Below are 15,585 nucleotides of genomic sequence, written 5' to 3'. Positions count from 1 at the left end.
TCAAAGAGATTTAAATTCTAGGGTCCTTTAGGATTTTTGTCGAGGGAAAGCTAATATCTCTTAGAGCTATAATTGGTAGTGTTTTTGCTGCATTTTGAGATGGACTTATGCGCGTTGGTATTATCGGATGTTCTGGAAGAATGGGGACGTTACTCAGTAATTTATTGAGGGCAACAGCACGTTTTACTTTGGGCCCTGGATTTTCCAGAACAAGTACGCATTCTTTAGCCTCTGTTATAGACAATAATGATGTTCTTGTAGATTTTTCTTCTTCATCTTTGTCTGAAGAACTTTTCCGGGCTTTGCTCTCTAATCCAAAACCTTTGATTTTTGCTACGACTAAACCTGCACCGTCTTCATCTATAGACGAAAAAATAGAGGATTTAGCAGCTTATGTTCCTGTTGTTGTTTGTCCAAATACGAGCTTAGGAGCGTATGTGCAGAAGCGTTTAGCAGCTCTACTTGCCGCTGTTTTTGATGATGCCTATGATATTCGCATTACTGAGGTGCATCATCGAGGGAAGAAGGATGCGATTTCAGGAACAGCGAACGAATTAGTTTCTATTCTTTGTGATGCTAAGAAGAAGGAATGGCAGCAGGAGTATCGTGTTGGGGCTGATAGCGACAGTGTGAAGAATATTGAATTGCACGCATCGCGTGTGGGCAACATTTCTGGGGAGCATGAAATCGCTTTTATCAGTGATAAGGAGCAAATTACCTTGCGGCATACTGTCTTTTCTCGCGAAGTCTTTGCTGAGGGGGTTTTGAGAATTTTAGACTGGTTGCTAAACGAATCTCCACCTCCTGGATGTTATGGACCTGAAGTGGGGCTAAAGGTTTCTGTGTAAACGAACAGTTCTTGCTTAAAAAACAAAACGGTTATTACAATGCGGCCTCTAAGATTCCTTGATTTTTGAATAAGAGGAGTGCGTATTTTTTTTCGTACCGACACTCTAGATTAAGTGGCTGTTTTGTTAACCTGCTTTTTTATTCATTATCAGTGATGATATAGTATGATTTCAGGAGGCAACACATGCGTGTGGCTGTTTTGGGAGCTACTGGGCTGGTCGGTCAAAAGTTTGTCGCTCTCTTGCATAAATGGTTTCCTTGGCATATTTGTGAAGTGGTTGCCTCCGAGACAAAATATAGTCAAACTTATGGTTCTGCGTGTGTCTGGCAAGAGTCTTTAGGTCCCATGCCAGAAAGTATGGCTCGCGTCCCTATTCGTAGAATTGAAGATATCGAATCAGATATTATCGTATCTTTTTTGCCGGAAGGCATAGCAGAATCCTTGGAGACATATTGTTTGTCTAAGGGAAAGTTGGTTTTCTCTAATGCCTCTGCCTATAGAATGCATCCTGCGGTTCCTATTCTTATCCCTGAAGTCAATCAAGATCATATGAGTCTTGTGGTTAAGCAGCCTTTTTCAGGAAGGATCATTACGAATTCTAATTGCTGTGTTTCTGGTATTGCCTTAGCTTTATCTCCTTTACAGGAATTTGGTATTGATCGCGTAAATATTGTCACATTACAATCGGCAAGTGGAGCCGGTCATCCTGGGGTTTCTTCTATGGATGTTTTGGGAAATACGATTCCTCATATAGTAGGGGAAGAAGAAAAAATTCATAGAGAGACGCTAAAGATTTTAGGCAAGTGTGATGAACCTGCGCATTTTCCTATAGCAGTTTCTGTGCATCGTGTTCCTGTAGTGTATGGGCATACATTAACTTTACATGTGACTTTTCTCAATTCTATGGATATTGAAGAAATTCTTCATTCCTACCATCGTAGGAATGAAGAATTTCCAGGGACATATAAGCTTTATGATACTCTTTGGCATCCACAAGCAAGAAAAGATCTTACGGATGATGATATGCGTGTTCATATAGGCCCCATTACTTATGGTGGAGGAGATTTTCGAACAATAAAAATGAATATATTGATACATAATCTTGTTCGGGGCGCTGCGGGAGCTTTATTGACAAACATGCACAACTATTGTTTTCAGCATACTGGAGAATATGCATGTCTCCAGTAGTGTATAAATTTGGCGGGACGAGTTTAGGGACTGCAGAAAGTATACGCAAGGTGTACGCTATTGTTTGTAAGAATACACCACGTTTTATTGTTGTTAGCGCTGTAGCGGGAATTACAGATCTATTAGATATGTTTTGTTGTGTCTCTAGTGAATATCGTGAACAGATTGTTCTTGATATTGCCAAGAAGCATGATGAAATTATTCATGAACTCCAGCTTGCCTTTTCCCTATCTCCTTGGATAGAGAAGTTAAACAAGTGGGTGGATAAAAAAGAAATTTCTCTAGGTGATCGCGCAGAGATTCTTGCGTTAGGTGAGGATATATCCGCTTCTTTGTTTCAAGCTTTCTGTCATAGCAATAATTTTCCTATAGAATTTTTGGAAGCAAGAACGGTCATATTGACAGATGATGAATATCATCGGGCAACCCCTGATATTTCACGTATGCGAGAAAATTGGCATACACTTAATCTGAAAGGTGATGCTTGCTATATCACTCAAGGATTTATAGGAGCGAGTACTTCTGGTAAGACCACGGTATTGGGTAGAGGAGGAAGTGATTATTCCGGAGCGTTAATTGCTGAGATGAGTTGCGCTGAAGAAGTGCGTATTTATACCGATGTGAACGGCATTTATACGATGGATCCAAGAATTATTGAAGATGCGCAGCTCATACCAGAATTAAGTTTTGAAGAAATGCAAAATCTCGCTACTTTCGGAGCTAAAATTCTTTATCCTCCTATGCTTTCTCCGTGTGTGCGTGCTGGGATTCCTATTTTTGTAACCTCCACTTTTGATGTTTCTAAAGGAGGTACGTGGATCTATGCTATGGATAAAACCGTGAGCTATGAACCTCGTGTAAAGGCGCTTTCCTTACGTCAGCATCAGAGATTATGGTCTGTAGACTGTGGTATTTTAGGTGCTGTGAGCTTAGATAAGATATTGCCCATACTCGATACCTACCGTATTCTTCCTGGACTGATAACTTCTCAAGATGCCAAGGTATCTTTTACCACCGATGATGATGATATTTCTGAAGAGATTATCCAAGATCTCTATAGCCAGCTGTCTAACATAGGCACCGTGCATATGCTTTATGATCTAGCTTTGATTACGATGATTGGTTCTGGATTAGCTTCAACAAAGGTTGTCACTACAGTTACAGATAAATTACGTAATTACCCTGCTCCTGTATTCTGTTGTTGTCAAAGTTGCATGGCATTGAGCTTAGTCGTTCCTGAAAATCTAGCGGGAAGTATTGTAGAACAACTCCATAATGATTATGTTAAGCAGAAGTTTTCTGTAGTATAACATAAGCATTATGAAATTACTTACCGCATGCATTACTCCATTTCTTCCTAATTATGAAATTGATTTTCTAAGTTTTGAGAGAATTTTATATTCTCAAAAAAAAGAAGGAAATGGCGTTGTGCTTCTTGGAAGTACTGGCGAAAGTCTAGCATTAACAGTGAAGGAAAAAGAGAGCTTAGTTGCTTTTGCATGTTCTTTGAAATTGCAGATTCCTATAGTTGTGGGAGTGTCTGGCACTTCATTAAACGATGCTTTAGAGTGGATGAAGATATGCCATGCGTATCCTATTGACGGATTTTTAATCCCTAGTCCTATTTATACAAAACCTGGGGTCTATGGTCAGACCTTATGGTTCGAATCCCTCTTAAATACTACGGACAAGCCTGTAATTTTATACAACATTCCCTCTAGAGCAGGAACACCTTTGTATTTAGAGACTGTAGGTGCATTAGCCAGCCATCCCTCCTGCTACGGAGTGAAAGATTCTGGAGGATCTATAGAACGATGCCGCGAATATGCACAAATAGCTCCTCATCTTGTTGTGTATTGCGGAGATGATAGCTTGTGGCCCCAAATGCACTCATATGGAGCTCAAGGACTCATTTCTGTTTTGTCCAATAGCTGGCCGAGAGAAGCGCGTAGCTACGTAGATAATCCTTACCAAGAAAGCAACACGCTGTTGTGGCAAGAGCTATCTTTATGGCTTAGCCTTACGACAAACCCTATAGCGATAAAGGCTGTGCTTGCCTACAAGCAAGATATTGCTCACAGCGTTTTGCGTTTACCCTTATCTATTGCGGATTTGCAAAATGCAGAAGCCTTGCCAAATGTTGTGGAAAAAATGTTGAAGTGGTCGCAAATCTATCCAGTCCATACATAGATTTCAGAGCGGAAAGCATACATTTTCAATAGGTTGTGTTGTAAAAGTTAAGAGTTCTTTCCTGTTGAATTTAAATGATTTGTGATGCATTTTCCTTTGCTTGTTAGCGCTTTTTCTCTACTTCATTACCGATGCATCGACATACTAAAATCCCTCTCGTGCCTGTCCAAGCCGTTGAACCTGTAGCTGCACTAAAAAATGAGCAAAGTCAGGTAGTGTGCAAATCGAATTTTCTGAATTTTATTTTAGAAATGCTCAGGTTAGATAGGGTTTATAAGTTTTTGTCAAGAATCGGGCTAACACGACTCTCTGCCTTTGTTTATCATGCTATGCTGATGTTTATCACAGTAGTTTATATATCGATTTCTTGTGTTTTATATATTTTATGCATGCACAATCCTTTAGAAGATAAAAGAAAAGAACACAGGAAATCTTCCTCATATTGAAAAGCATACTGTGAAAGTAGTCTAAGGGATTTTTTTATCTATAAGGGACATTAATATTCATTAATACTTGTCTTAGTTTTTATATTTTTATTTGTAAAATTTTAAGTCGTTTTTTTTTTGGCACATTTATTTGATTTTTGGATTTTCATTTTCTATACTTTTCGATGAATTTGATTAGCTTAATTCAGATTACAAGAACGCGAGTAGGTATGATTAAGAGATTTTTTTATTTATAGTTTAGCCACTGCATTCCTGCCTCTAGTATGCTGCAGTCAGGTTTTTGCTGAGACTTCAGAGATTGTTGTGCAAGAGCATGTTGAAAAGCGAAGTTCTAGAATGGAAAGTTATTTTGATTCTATGAGTAATGAGGAGAGGGAAGCCTTAGCAGATCAGCTGGATTCTTTATTTCAAGTTTTAGTCGAAGAGGGGCAGGAGTTGTACCGTGATCTTGCTCTTATATGTAAAAATGAGAATATAGAGTTAGAAAGCGATGAGCAAGCTATAGAGCTAATGAAAGAGTCGCCCTCAGGGCAGAGAATTCTAGAGGCATGTAGAGATATTCTCTCGTGTCTTCGTATGCCCTCTGAAGATTTAAATAACGAAAATCTTTCTTTTGATGTTTTGTTGCAAAAGCTCGATGAGATCGCCAATGTTTGGCGTCAATATCGTCATTCTAAAGATATGGAATATGTCCGTAAAGACCTCGATATGCGAGAAAGAGAGTTGGAATTTAAAAAAGACCTTCTTGCTTGGCAAAAAGAGAAAACAGATAAGGAACTTACGTGGAAGCGCGAGAGGTATGTTAGGGATATCGTGGCTCAACAAAGATATTAACGCTTCTCATAGTTTGGCGATCTTATAGAAGTATCTGCGATTTTCTTTACAGATACTTTTTTTTATGTTCTTGGAGATTTTTAGAAAAAGCTGTAGACAAAATACCGTTAATGAATAAAAACCTTGTGTCCATTTGTTCACAGATACGCATGACTAAATAAAATCATATCTGTAAGCATTCATCCTAAGCATTTTATATGTTGGGATGATTGTAGAAACATTCCTAGGTGTGATTTTACAGAATGTAGTGCTAGGTGTAGCACAAAGGCTTGTTAGGAAATAGGGGGCTCCTGTTCTTAGCATGAGAGTTTATGAATACCTATACCTGCCTTTAGGGCTGGATGTTTTTTATGGTTTTGCCTGTCAATCTTGGCAGCAGTCCGACTCTAGAAAGTATCAGTTTAGAAGATCAACATATAGATTCTAGGGATACCGAGACCCACTTTCCTGAACAGACTACAGAACAAGTAAATTTATTTATTCATGGCGGTCTTAGGCCGTTTGTCACAGAATCCTCAGAGATATTTGAAGCCGTAAGTATTTTTGATAACAATAGAGAAATCCCTGCGGCATATGATGTCGATGTTACCTATATTAATGGTAGTGGTCAAACTCTAGCAGAAGCACAGCTAGAATCTCTATATATTAGTGAAGTGCGTAACGTCCCCGTACGCATGTTGTATAATTTAGGATCAGGAGATTGGTATTCGCGATTGTCTCGAAGACCTAGCTTTTCTCGATCTAGTCCCTTATGCCAAGCATTATTAGATTCTTTGCATCATTTCTTCTCTCGTCCTGGGAATCAACATAGAAACCATGTAATTATATTTTATGGAGATGGGGGAGCCGTAGTTCAGCAGGTGTTAGATCGTACTCCCTATGTAGATAGAATTCGTGTGATTGGTATTGCTCCGACGGTATACGTCATAGGAAATAACGTACATCATTTTAGAGTGGCTGGAGATATCACCACTCTTTTAGACCATGATGGATTTACGCAAGCTAATGTAACGACGGTTTCCTACGCCTCGGGAGCAGAGGGGGTGTTTTTCCCAAGTGTACGTTGCCCGAGCTATCTTTGGGCTTTGCGTTTAATAGGACCTCCTCCCTTCGAAATAGAAGCTGAAAGAACCGCGAATCAGATTGCTTTGGTAGAGATCGGTCATGGAAGTGGAGCATTTGAGAGATTATCAGAATTATTAAGATTGGGAGATACTTCTGCAGAGGCAGAATTTAACTTCGCGCCAACAGCAGCAACCGATGTGGTTTTATCGAGTATATTCAGCATATTTAGAATTAGCGGTCTATTGCAAGAGTACATTATTCTTTCCGTTACTTACCATCCTGATGTTGAAGTTTCTTATGTCATTGTTTGTGGCTACAGTTTGAATTTACTTCGTTATTTCCTTCTATTGTTTACAAATCGCCGGTCTATTCGCGATTCGTATAGATCAATAAGACTAGCTGCTCACGGGATAGCTCCGTTAATTTTCTTAGTGACTCTACTTGATAATATCAATTGCGTAAGAAGATACGGACGCTCTCCTGCAATTTTACAAGCTGTATTTGTTGTAGCATCGACATTAAGCGGTAGTGTCGTGTTCATGGAGATATTTCGACATTGTTTGAGGGGATTGCGTGGGCGTATCCAAAGCTCAATTTTACAAAGATTAACAGGATCATCTGAAGAATCTAGGGGAGTTGTGCGTTCTACAGAAGGAGGGAGGATAGGCTCTGTTCAGATGATGATAGGCTCAGCTCATGGAATATTCTTAGCTGTTACTATCGGCATTTTAAACAGTATAATTATTAACTTGCCTAGCGTATTAGGTAGGAGCTCTATTACAGATACAGGTGTGTATTCTAATCAGCTACACAATGCTTCCTTAGCTTGGCAAACTGGAGATGTTTTAGTGGTATCGCAGACGGTAAGCCTGTTTATATGTATGATCGTATTAGTGGCAAATATTATGATTCTGGTGGGTTTGGTAAGTAGAAATCGTCGTCAGTAAAAAATGACAAACCGTATAGTGTTTTTTTTAATTTTGTTTTATACTTTGTTCCCCCAAGGCTAGAGAAAGACAGTGGTTATGGCAACAGTACTCACCGCACACACATGTGTGCAAAATCAACAACAGATCAATTTGTGGAAGGAGTTTTCTTTAGCAGAGCGTATCAATATCATATTCTCTATCGTTTTTGTGGTGTTTGGTGTGATTTGTAGTATTGTGGGTATGGGACTTGGTTCAATAACAACAGGTGCCGTAGGTTTTGGTATTTATATTATAAGTATCCTTTGCTTACTTCGCGGCGTTGTTGTCTATAATCATATCGCTTCCAACTACCTAGTGTATGGTTCATTAGATAAGAACTATCCAAGAAGAGAGTTTTGGGGGAGTATTTGTGAATGTCCCGATCGTCTTCTTCCTAGTTAAAGATTTCCCTTTTAAGGGCTTGCTGGGTTGTTGTAGTATTTTTGGAATTTCTTGCTTTTTTATAGCAATTTTAGTGATCTTCACCAGGATTTTCCGTATCTCCATAAAGGAAGATCGGAAAATCCTAAGTAAAGTTGTTCTCAGAATCTGAGATTAGGTGGGTTGCCAGTTTCTCCACCGTTTTTTAGGAGGGTGGCTGTCTTCCGAAGGTGTTATCGAGCTTGTCGTGGGTCCCCCATCGGTAGGTTGCCAGTTTCTCCCGCGTTTTTTAGGAGGAAGGCTACTATCTACCGGAGGTGTAGCTGAGCTTGTTGTGGGCTCCTCTGCTGGCTGAGCAGATGTTCCTTCCCCCGTTTCTGTATAGTAAGCCCCCATAGTCTGAACTGACAAAGAACGAAGAGATTCTGCTTGCTCGCCCCCATCTCCAAGAGATCTAGGTGGCGGTGGTGAGACAATTTGTATTTGCAAAGAGGCAGCGAGTTGCTCTAAATCGGAATCATCGTCACTAGGAGCCTCTTCCACAATAACAAGGCGGTCGGGAGATGAGCAGCTGGATGCAGGCGAGCTAGGTAGTGGGGAGACAATTGGTTCTTGTAAGAAGGAGGCGAGTTGCTTTAAATCGGAATCATCGTCACTAGGAGCCTCTTCCACAGTAACAAGGCGTCTAGGAGATGAGCCGCTGGATGCAGGCGAGTTAGGTGGAGAACATCTCTCACTAGTTTCAGGAGACGTTGCAGACTCTGTTGAAGAGGATGGTGCTTGGGGAGGAGTCTGACGTCTACGTCTTCTTCGAGAAGGTCCTGGCTCTGCCTCTAATTCTCCGGAGCCTGTTGGTTCATAACTGTCAGTTGAATCAGAGGTTGAGCTCACTCTACTCCAAGGCTTTAGACCTAAGTTCATTCCCGTTGAAGGGAACTCTCTGAGTAGTACGCTTACAGTTTGTACGCCAGGTCTACGCTGTATGAACTTCCCTAAGACGCGTTCTCTAAATTCATTCGAGGCCAGAATAATTGTACATTTTTCCTCGTCTTTGAGTTGTTCGCGATGTCGCGGCCTGCCTGTGAAAGGCTGTTTACCTCGAGCGAGCATGGAAAGTAGAATAAGCATTTGAACTACTCTATAAGGGCAGGTATAGATTGTTCCGCCTTCTCCATCAGATTCTTCCTCGAGTAGGAGATCTCTGAATCTATCGCTATTGAGTAACGCCGCAAGAGAGTACATTACACTTGCAGCGATAATACTTGCAGGACTTTCGAGAAGTAAAAAGTTTCCTTGCAGCGGATTTGCACTATCTGTTCTAAAACAACGAATTGCCCTGATATAATGTAGACATCTTAAGTAGCAGAATGGGGATAGGCGCCCATCAGCATCCCGTATCCAAATTTTTTGGGCATCATCAGGGTTTACATCTCTTGGAGCCGTATGCCATAGGTTGAGTAACTGTCCGCTCAAACCTGTTATCACGCCTTCTTCTTGTAAGTCGCTCACGAGGTCCATCATTGTTACCGAGATACGAGTAACATCATAATAACCTCGCTCAATCTTGGTTCTGACTACAGTGGGGCAGCATTTAGCCATTTTTCTTTTTTCTTCTTCGGATATCTCTCCGCGCTGTTTTGATGCCGTTGCGATATTAATGCCAGCTTGTAACATAGAGTGGGCTGCACATGCATTCCCGTGGATTCTAGCGTATTCTTTAATAAAATTATAAAAACCCCTCGTGTCATTTATAGTGGGTTTGCCGAAACAACATGTCCAACAATTGCATAAATTCATCATGGGTTCTCCGTTCCCTGAGTGGACGCAAGCTTCGCGAGGACATGAGGGACACTTAGGAGAACGTTTTGTACAACCGTCGTCGGTTAGAGGAATAAATTTTGTCACAAAACCACTGATGCGCTGGGATAGATTCGTAATCTCAGCTGGCTGAGGATTTGGACGAGGAGGAGTCCAATTTTGAAATGGACATGTTGGAGCAGGATCCGATGATCCTACTAGCGAAGGATTGGATGATGACATGTAAAATTACCCCTTGTTCTTTTCAACCCTCATTAAAGAACATAGGAGACGTCGATAAGGAACAGTGCGGCGAGGAGCTAACCCCCCCTCCCCCCAGACAGGAAAAGAGTTTAAAAGGGCTAATAGATGTGAAAAATAAGAGGTAAGACATGAAAAATGTTCTAAAATAAAAAGTCTTCGCTAATATTTTAATTCAAAACATAATAATTTCACAATTAGGGGTTTATGGTTTTTTTGATTAAAAAAATAATTCGCACCCATTTTGGTTAAGTTTCCTTTGTGCATCCTAAAGAGGATGTATTTTTTAATTCAGAAATTGACAAGAGTAAGTATAAAGCTACAGAATAGTGCCGAAACATCGGATAGCATATAGGAGAGAAGTATGAGTTATAGTCTGGCCAAGCGGTCTTGGCTGTTAGGGGTGTTGAATAGCCCAATAGTGAAGATCTTAGAGGGGTCAATTTTCCTTACTTTGTTAGCAAAAATTTCCTTTCCTCTTCCATTTACTCCCACCCCAATTACTTTCCAAACTTTAGGGGTGTACTGTATTGGGGTGGCGTACTCTCCTCTGGTTGCTTTTAGCAGTGTGGTTGCCTATCTATTAGAAGGGTTGTTTTTCCCTGTATTTTATGGTGCAGAGTATGGCGTAAATGCCTTTTTCCGACCAACAGCAGGCTATCTCTATGCGTTTCCTCTAACTGCAGCGTTCATATCACAACTGTATCGTCTATACAAGAATCCCAGCAATTGTATTTTGGTGTCTATTCTTACGGGAGCAGCGTCTATCATACTCGTGTTCGGGTCAATATGGCTCGCTATCTTCTGTTATCTGTTGTCAACAACAGAGTTTCTAGATCTTGTTTTGGGTTTACAACTAGGTGCTTTACCGTTTATTCCTGGAGAGGTGGTAAAGATAGCTCTGGTTGTTCAAGGAAGAATGGCTGTGCAGTTCTTTCAAAAGCAGTATCTAAGGTATCGTTAGTTTCTTGGTAAAAGTTCTTTTGCCGAAAGAGGTTGCTATAAAAACATGATAGGAACCTCTTTTAATTAAGATTTTTTTACGTTTAGATCTGCCAGCTCCTTGTTTCTGCTTATAGATACTTGAGCAGAACCCCATGCTTATGGATGGAAACCTTGCAGTCTTTCTGTAGTTCCATGCCTGAGATGTCCTTGTTTATACGTTCAAAATATTTAGATTTTTCTCGTAGAATCACTCCTCACTAGGAATGCCAATAATATGACCCACGTAGAAACGAGAGAAACCTTTTTTGAAAAGATTGTTTAGACGTGATCTTTCCTTGTTCTAAAAGAAAGATATTATTGTTCTATTTCTCGTTTTTTTTAGATCCTTTTTCAGGATGTTTACTAAGGCGTGATGGGTTAAAGCCGATATTCATCAAGGAAGGCATAGTATTCTTCAATAAAGACGTCATGCTCATCAATGAAGTTCCTATAGTGTTGAGATAACAGGTACAACTTAATATCTACATCCCTATGCAAATTAACTGCAGAATTGCGGATAAACAGGATTAATGCACACAAGCACAGGGTATTGATCAGTGCTGTAGATATGCCGCCGATAACAATCAATTTTGGTGGTGTAGGAAAAATGGTTATTCCTGCTATGCAGGCTCCCAAGGCTAAACACGTCGACAGTATAGTTAAAGCAAGGATTATCCCGGATTTTAGGGTTTTATGGCTTCCTGTTGGAGGGGAGGGTCGTTCCTTCACGTGATAAATTAGCGGATATAGAATCAGTTGTTTGTCGCATGCATACAAGTTGCCTGTTTACACGCAAGCATGTTAGATAAGGGTTTTATATAAGTCAAATAGTAGTACCGGCTTAGTGTGTGTCTCTCAGCAGGGCTTTATAATAAAAAAGGCCCCACAAATGTGTGCGAGGCCTTGGGGGTTTATTTTTTATGAGAGCGGAAAATTTTGCTGAACAATTTTGGTTTTTTCATTGCAGGAGTCTTTGCATCTTTAGACGTTGTTTTGTCTTCAGAAGGCCCTGTAGGCTCGGTTTCAGGCGTAGATGAGCTTACTGCGTCTACGTCGGCTCCAGAAGTTTTCTTGAGAGCTTTTTTATCAAACGCTTGCATGGTGACCACTACTGTTTTATCTTCCCAACTAGTTACAGGATGTTCAGTCGTCCTTATAACTTTTTGGCCCTTGCTCTTAGAGGTTACTACATGTTGTACTTTGACAGTCTTTACTGATTTCTCAAGAATTAGGCCCTGGTTGAGTCGATATACATCAAGACGTTGGTCTAAAATTTGTATATCTTTTAGGAGTTTTTTCCCTTCAGTCTCTAAAACTTGTTTTAGCTGTTCCACTTGCCCTTCTACATCGACGAGTTGTCCTTGTAAATATTTCTCCTTCTTTAAAGATGTCTCTAATGCAGCATGAAGATCTTCCTTATCTTTTTCTAAATTAGAGAGTTTCTGTTTTAAGGCTCCTTCTTGTTTGATATCGAGTTCCTGCATCTCTTGATATTGTTGTCTTTGATGCTCTAATTGTTGTTGAAGAGCTGTTATTTTCAACTGGAGTTGCTCTAGTTGTTGTTTGTAGCCCTCAGCTTCGGATGTTACTGCTAAGAGTTGTTCTGCTGTAATGTCCTGAGATGAGCCTGCAGCCTCTTTTAATAGAGCTTCAAGTTTTAGTTGTTCTTCTGTTGATGTTCTGAGTGCCTCTTCAGTTTTTACAACTAATTCTTGTTGGCTTGCTAATTGTTGTTCAAGCTGTTCCTGTGTTTTTTGTGAAGCTCTCTGATGGTCTGCCATCTTTTGCTGAAGATGCGTAAGGTCGGTTTTTAAATGACTTATTTCTGAAGTCTGCATATCACATTGGAGCTTGTGATCAGAGATCTCAGATTTTTTCTTCTCTAATGCAGCTCTTAATTCAGCTAGCTCCTTTTGCAACTTTTTACAGTTGTCAGAAAGCTCTAGATTGCGTGACTCTTCTTCAGTTTTTTCATGAAATAGTGTTCCACAGTTGTTTTGTAGAGAGGTATTTTCTTCTTGCAAAAGGTTGTTTTGGATTACTAGATCCGCATTTTGTTGTTCTAGCTGACTAATTTTTTGGGCATCAGCATCAGCTATTTCACTCTCGCTCCAACTTTTATCTTCTTGCAAATCACTATATTGTTGAAGGAGATCGTTATACTGTTGAGCTAATGTATTATAATCAGCTGTGAGTTTTTCAATACTCTGCTCATCATCGACGCTATCTTGGTTGTACTCATCGACAAGCTCGTTATATTGATCTAATAACTGATCTATTTTAGCATCTGATGTCTGCAACTCTGCATGAAGGGCTCCAACTTCTTTTTTCCCATGGGCAAGTAATGCAGATACCAGAGCAATAGCAATTACCGAAAGTATAGCACCGCCAATAACAATGAAATTGGCGTATGCAGGAAAGAATATGGTTCCTATGGCACATGCGATTATTCCTAATAGAGCCAAGATTACAGCTGCAACGTAAGTGACTTTAGAAGATAAAATTTTAGAAATTCTTGATGGCGATGATGAGGGAGGAAGTACCTGCTCAGAATGCACTTCGGAGGATTCCATGCTAGATTCACGAGCTTGATCTACTAACCATGAAGGGAGTGGAGGAGGAGGTGGAAGGGTGTCAGGTAGTTTCATAAAATCTCCTATAATAAAAATGTTTTGAGAGACTAAGTTAACCCTTACAATTCCCCGATTGCTGAGTTGCCTGCGGTTGTCACACTGGTTATTAGTCTCATGAAATCAATAACAAGTTTTTAAAAACCGGGCGATATTAACCCCCCCCCCAATGTCAAACATTATAAATGAGTTAGGTTAGAAAAATGGCATGAAACTGCTCTAGAAAACGGCATGAAATTTTGTGAGAAAATCATGTGAAATATAGAAAATAACATTAAAAAAGAGGGATGTGAAAGGAAAGAAGAAGAACTTGGGGCAGACAGGATTCGAACCTGTGACCAACGGGTTATGAGTCCGTGGCTCTAACCGCTGAGCTACTGCCCCGTGATTAAGAGAACGAATATTAACATATAAGCTTCTGACAAGCAAGTGATATCCGTCATCTATTCCGAAGATTTCAAATAACGCACGGAGATTTGCTTCATGCGCATGTAGAGAGATTCCCCGCCATTTACCCTTCCAATAGACAGGTAGTGACTAAGTTGATCAAAAAATACAGGTTTGCACGTTAATATGGTGACAGGAGTTTCTCCGGAATATACTTCAGCAAATAAAGCAGCGATCCCAGAAGAGATCAAAGCTTCCGTGTAGGTAAAAAAGAATAACCGACCTTCTTGATATACCTCATAGAGATATAAATCGCTCTGACAGCCTAACACAAGGTTTTCTCTTGTGATTCTACTTTTATCGAATGCCTTAGATTTTGATCCAATATCTAAAAGCGTGTTGTATAAGACATCTTTATGAAATTTTTCAGGAAACAGCATCTGTGAAATGCGGTGCTGTTTTTTCAAACATCCAGAGTGATGTAGTGGGCATACAGAGGGATCCAAAACTATTCCTCAACAACACGATTAGGCTCTTGTCTTAGGTAAGTTAAAGTTTGTGATAATGCAAGGATTCTTTGATTTGCTGAAGCAATAACAAGATCAGGATCACTAAAATGTAAGTGATCTCGATACTGTGTTGTAGGCATATCGAATACATAAGGCAAAGGCGCATTCATCTTTAATTGCAATGTATGCAGCGCATTGATCATTTGAGGATTATTCTGTTGCTGCGCAATTGCAGAAATTTGCTTCTGCATAATCATTTGATTTTTAATAAGTTGGTATTGATTAATTGCCTTTTGAATATCTGCTACTTTTTTATTAAAAGCCTCTCTGTCGGCAACATAGTTGTCATCATCTCCTAAACGTAGACCATAGCAGGTGAGAATACTAATTTGGTTTCCTATGCAGGCCCCAATAGTGATTCCAACAGCTTGTGGAATGGCATAAATTAAAGCAGAAATAGAGGCGATAATTGTAGCTAAAAGAATTTGACGCGTTCCATTCGGATCAAGTTGCTGTAACCCATAATTCATCAAATTCCAAAGACTATTCGTATTCTTATATTTATTTTTTCTATCTAAAACATTGGCAGTAAAAATACCAAAAACCACCCCAATGCCTAAACCGATACCAAGCCATATAGTCAAAGTTACAGCCATAGTATGGTGACAGGCTAATATTAAAGCCCAAGCAAGGATATAAAGTAGAATATACTTCCAATTATCCCTTAAGAAGGAACTAATTTTTTCTCCTACAGAACGTACATGATCCATACATGTTTTGGGAGAGGAGATGTGGGGTAAAATTTTTAAAGAAGATAATGGAGGAATAGAAGAGGATACTGTAATCCCATTAATCTTGCTGTCAGGTAGCTGAGCTCTCTCTATAGCAGCATCCGATTCACTATCAGATTCACTATGATTTTGCATGCTCGCCGCACCCTCCAAACTACTAGGAGAAAGAGCTCTAAAAGTAACAGAAGATGTCATTCTATATTTATTAAAGATAATTAAGTCGCCACATAGTAAAGTAAATTGATTTTAGTTGTAAATATTGTAATAAAATTTTTCGCATGATCCGAACTGTTCAATTATTTTT

Annotated in this window: 13 protein-coding genes and 1 tRNA gene; 8 read left to right on the top strand and 6 right to left on the bottom strand. The window is 39.8% G+C overall.

Annotated elements, in window-relative coordinates; translation table 11 throughout:
* Positions 1 to 107 precede the first annotated feature (107 nt).
* From CCA_RS03590 to CCA_RS03555, 7 genes are all read left to right on the top strand, one after another.
* A complete protein-coding gene (locus CCA_RS03590) occupies positions 108 to 848 on the top strand; it encodes a 4-hydroxy-tetrahydrodipicolinate reductase (protein ID WP_011006671.1) in 741 nt (246 codons plus the stop codon).
* Positions 849 to 1,033: 185 nt separating this feature from the next.
* Entirely contained in the window at positions 1,034 to 2,038 is a 1,005-nt protein-coding gene (asd, locus tag CCA_RS03585) for an aspartate-semialdehyde dehydrogenase (RefSeq protein ID WP_011006670.1), read from the top strand.
* Positions 2,026 to 3,348, top strand: a complete 1,323-nt coding sequence (locus tag CCA_RS03580) for an aspartate kinase (protein ID WP_011006669.1) — start codon at positions 2,026 to 2,028, stop codon at positions 3,346 to 3,348. Before asd ends, CCA_RS03580 begins: the two co-directional genes overlap by 13 nt.
* A 10-nt stretch (positions 3,349 to 3,358) precedes the next feature.
* The gene (gene dapA / locus CCA_RS03575; protein ID WP_011006668.1) at positions 3,359 to 4,228 is read left to right on the top strand and encodes a 4-hydroxy-tetrahydrodipicolinate synthase; all 870 of its coding nucleotides are present in this window, start codon (positions 3,359 to 3,361) and stop codon (positions 4,226 to 4,228) included.
* 782 nt (positions 4,229 to 5,010) lie between these two features.
* Positions 5,011 to 5,508 (top strand): hypothetical protein, encoded by a 498-nt coding sequence (locus CCA_RS03565; RefSeq protein WP_238374148.1) that lies wholly within the window; start codon positions 5,011 to 5,013, stop codon positions 5,506 to 5,508.
* A gap of 350 nt (positions 5,509 to 5,858) precedes the next feature.
* Positions 5,859 to 7,520, top strand: a complete 1,662-nt coding sequence (locus CCA_RS03560) for a DUF687 domain-containing protein (protein WP_041462285.1) — start codon at positions 5,859 to 5,861, stop codon at positions 7,518 to 7,520.
* Positions 7,521 to 7,598: 78 nt separating this feature from the next.
* Positions 7,599 to 7,943: a hypothetical protein gene (locus CCA_RS03555; RefSeq protein ID WP_041462224.1), complete on the top strand. Its 345-nt coding sequence runs from the start codon at positions 7,599 to 7,601 to the stop codon at positions 7,941 to 7,943.
* A 153-nt stretch (positions 7,944 to 8,096) separates the two neighbouring features.
* Here the strand turns inward: CCA_RS03555 and CCA_RS05185 are convergent, their stop codons facing one another.
* Positions 8,097 to 9,962 carry a hypothetical protein gene (locus tag CCA_RS05185; RefSeq protein WP_011006663.1) on the bottom strand — a complete coding sequence of 622 codons (1,866 nt, stop codon included), beginning with the start codon at positions 9,960 to 9,962 and terminating at the stop codon, positions 8,097 to 8,099.
* 382 nt (positions 9,963 to 10,344) lie between these two features.
* Between CCA_RS05185 and CCA_RS03545 the strand changes: the two genes are divergently transcribed.
* Complete coding sequence (locus tag CCA_RS03545) at positions 10,345 to 10,944, top strand: biotin transporter BioY (protein WP_011006662.1); 600 nt, start codon at positions 10,345 to 10,347, stop codon at positions 10,942 to 10,944.
* A 398-nt stretch (positions 10,945 to 11,342) separates the two neighbouring features.
* Here the strand turns inward: CCA_RS03545 and CCA_RS05320 are convergent, their stop codons facing one another.
* The 5 genes from CCA_RS05320 to CCA_RS03525 all read right to left on the bottom strand — a co-directional run bounded on the left by CCA_RS05320 (position 11,343) and on the right by CCA_RS03525 (position 15,476).
* The gene (locus CCA_RS05320; protein ID WP_157850892.1) at positions 11,343 to 11,693 is read right to left on the bottom strand and encodes a hypothetical protein; all 351 of its coding nucleotides are present in this window, start codon (positions 11,691 to 11,693) and stop codon (positions 11,343 to 11,345) included.
* A 182-nt stretch (positions 11,694 to 11,875) separates the two neighbouring features.
* Complete coding sequence (locus CCA_RS03540; protein ID WP_011006658.1) at positions 11,876 to 13,612, bottom strand: IncA family protein; 1,737 nt, start codon at positions 13,610 to 13,612, stop codon at positions 11,876 to 11,878.
* Between the two features lie 293 nt (positions 13,613 to 13,905).
* Positions 13,906 to 13,978: transfer RNA gene (locus CCA_RS03535), tRNA-Ile, on the bottom strand.
* Between the two features lie 59 nt (positions 13,979 to 14,037).
* Positions 14,038 to 14,487, bottom strand: coding sequence for a SufE family protein (locus tag CCA_RS03530; RefSeq protein WP_011006657.1), 450 nt, complete (start codon positions 14,485 to 14,487; stop codon positions 14,038 to 14,040).
* 2 nt (positions 14,488 to 14,489) lie between these two features.
* Positions 14,490 to 15,476 carry a hypothetical protein gene (locus tag CCA_RS03525; RefSeq protein ID WP_011006656.1) on the bottom strand — a complete coding sequence of 329 codons (987 nt, stop codon included), beginning with the start codon at positions 15,474 to 15,476 and terminating at the stop codon, positions 14,490 to 14,492.
* Between the last annotated feature and the right edge of the window lie 109 nt (positions 15,477 to 15,585).

It is taken from the genome of Chlamydia caviae GPIC, from assembly GCF_000007605.1.
Taxonomy (GTDB): Bacteria; Chlamydiota; Chlamydiia; order Chlamydiales; family Chlamydiaceae; genus Chlamydia; species Chlamydia caviae.
The sequence above is the reverse complement of the archived record's forward strand: the minus strand, read 5'-3'. Positions and strand labels throughout refer to the sequence as shown.

Bases quoted from the DNA above. Each gene is read 5' to 3' on its own strand.
- CCA_RS03565 (WP_238374148.1), top strand. From the start codon at position 5,011: ATGGAAAGTTATTTTGATTCTATGAGTAATGAGGAGAGGGAAGCCTTA.
- CCA_RS03540 (WP_011006658.1), bottom strand. From the start codon at position 13,612: ATGAAACTACCTGACACCCTTCCACCTCCTCCTCCACTCCCTTCATGG.
- CCA_RS03580 (WP_011006669.1), top strand. From the start codon at position 2,026: ATGTCTCCAGTAGTGTATAAATTTGGCGGGACGAGTTTAGGGACTGCA.
- CCA_RS03560 (WP_041462285.1), top strand. From the start codon at position 5,859: ATGGTTTTGCCTGTCAATCTTGGCAGCAGTCCGACTCTAGAAAGTATC.
- CCA_RS05185 (WP_011006663.1), bottom strand. From the start codon at position 9,962: ATGTCATCATCCAATCCTTCGCTAGTAGGATCATCGGATCCTGCTCCA.
- CCA_RS03545 (WP_011006662.1), top strand. From the start codon at position 10,345: ATGAGTTATAGTCTGGCCAAGCGGTCTTGGCTGTTAGGGGTGTTGAAT.
- asd (WP_011006670.1), top strand. From the start codon at position 1,034: ATGCGTGTGGCTGTTTTGGGAGCTACTGGGCTGGTCGGTCAAAAGTTT.
- CCA_RS03525 (WP_011006656.1), bottom strand. From the start codon at position 15,476: ATGACATCTTCTGTTACTTTTAGAGCTCTTTCTCCTAGTAGTTTGGAG.
- CCA_RS03555 (WP_041462224.1), top strand. From the start codon at position 7,599: ATGGCAACAGTACTCACCGCACACACATGTGTGCAAAATCAACAACAG.
- dapA (WP_011006668.1), top strand. From the start codon at position 3,359: ATGAAATTACTTACCGCATGCATTACTCCATTTCTTCCTAATTATGAA.
- CCA_RS03590 (WP_011006671.1), top strand. From the start codon at position 108: ATGCGCGTTGGTATTATCGGATGTTCTGGAAGAATGGGGACGTTACTC.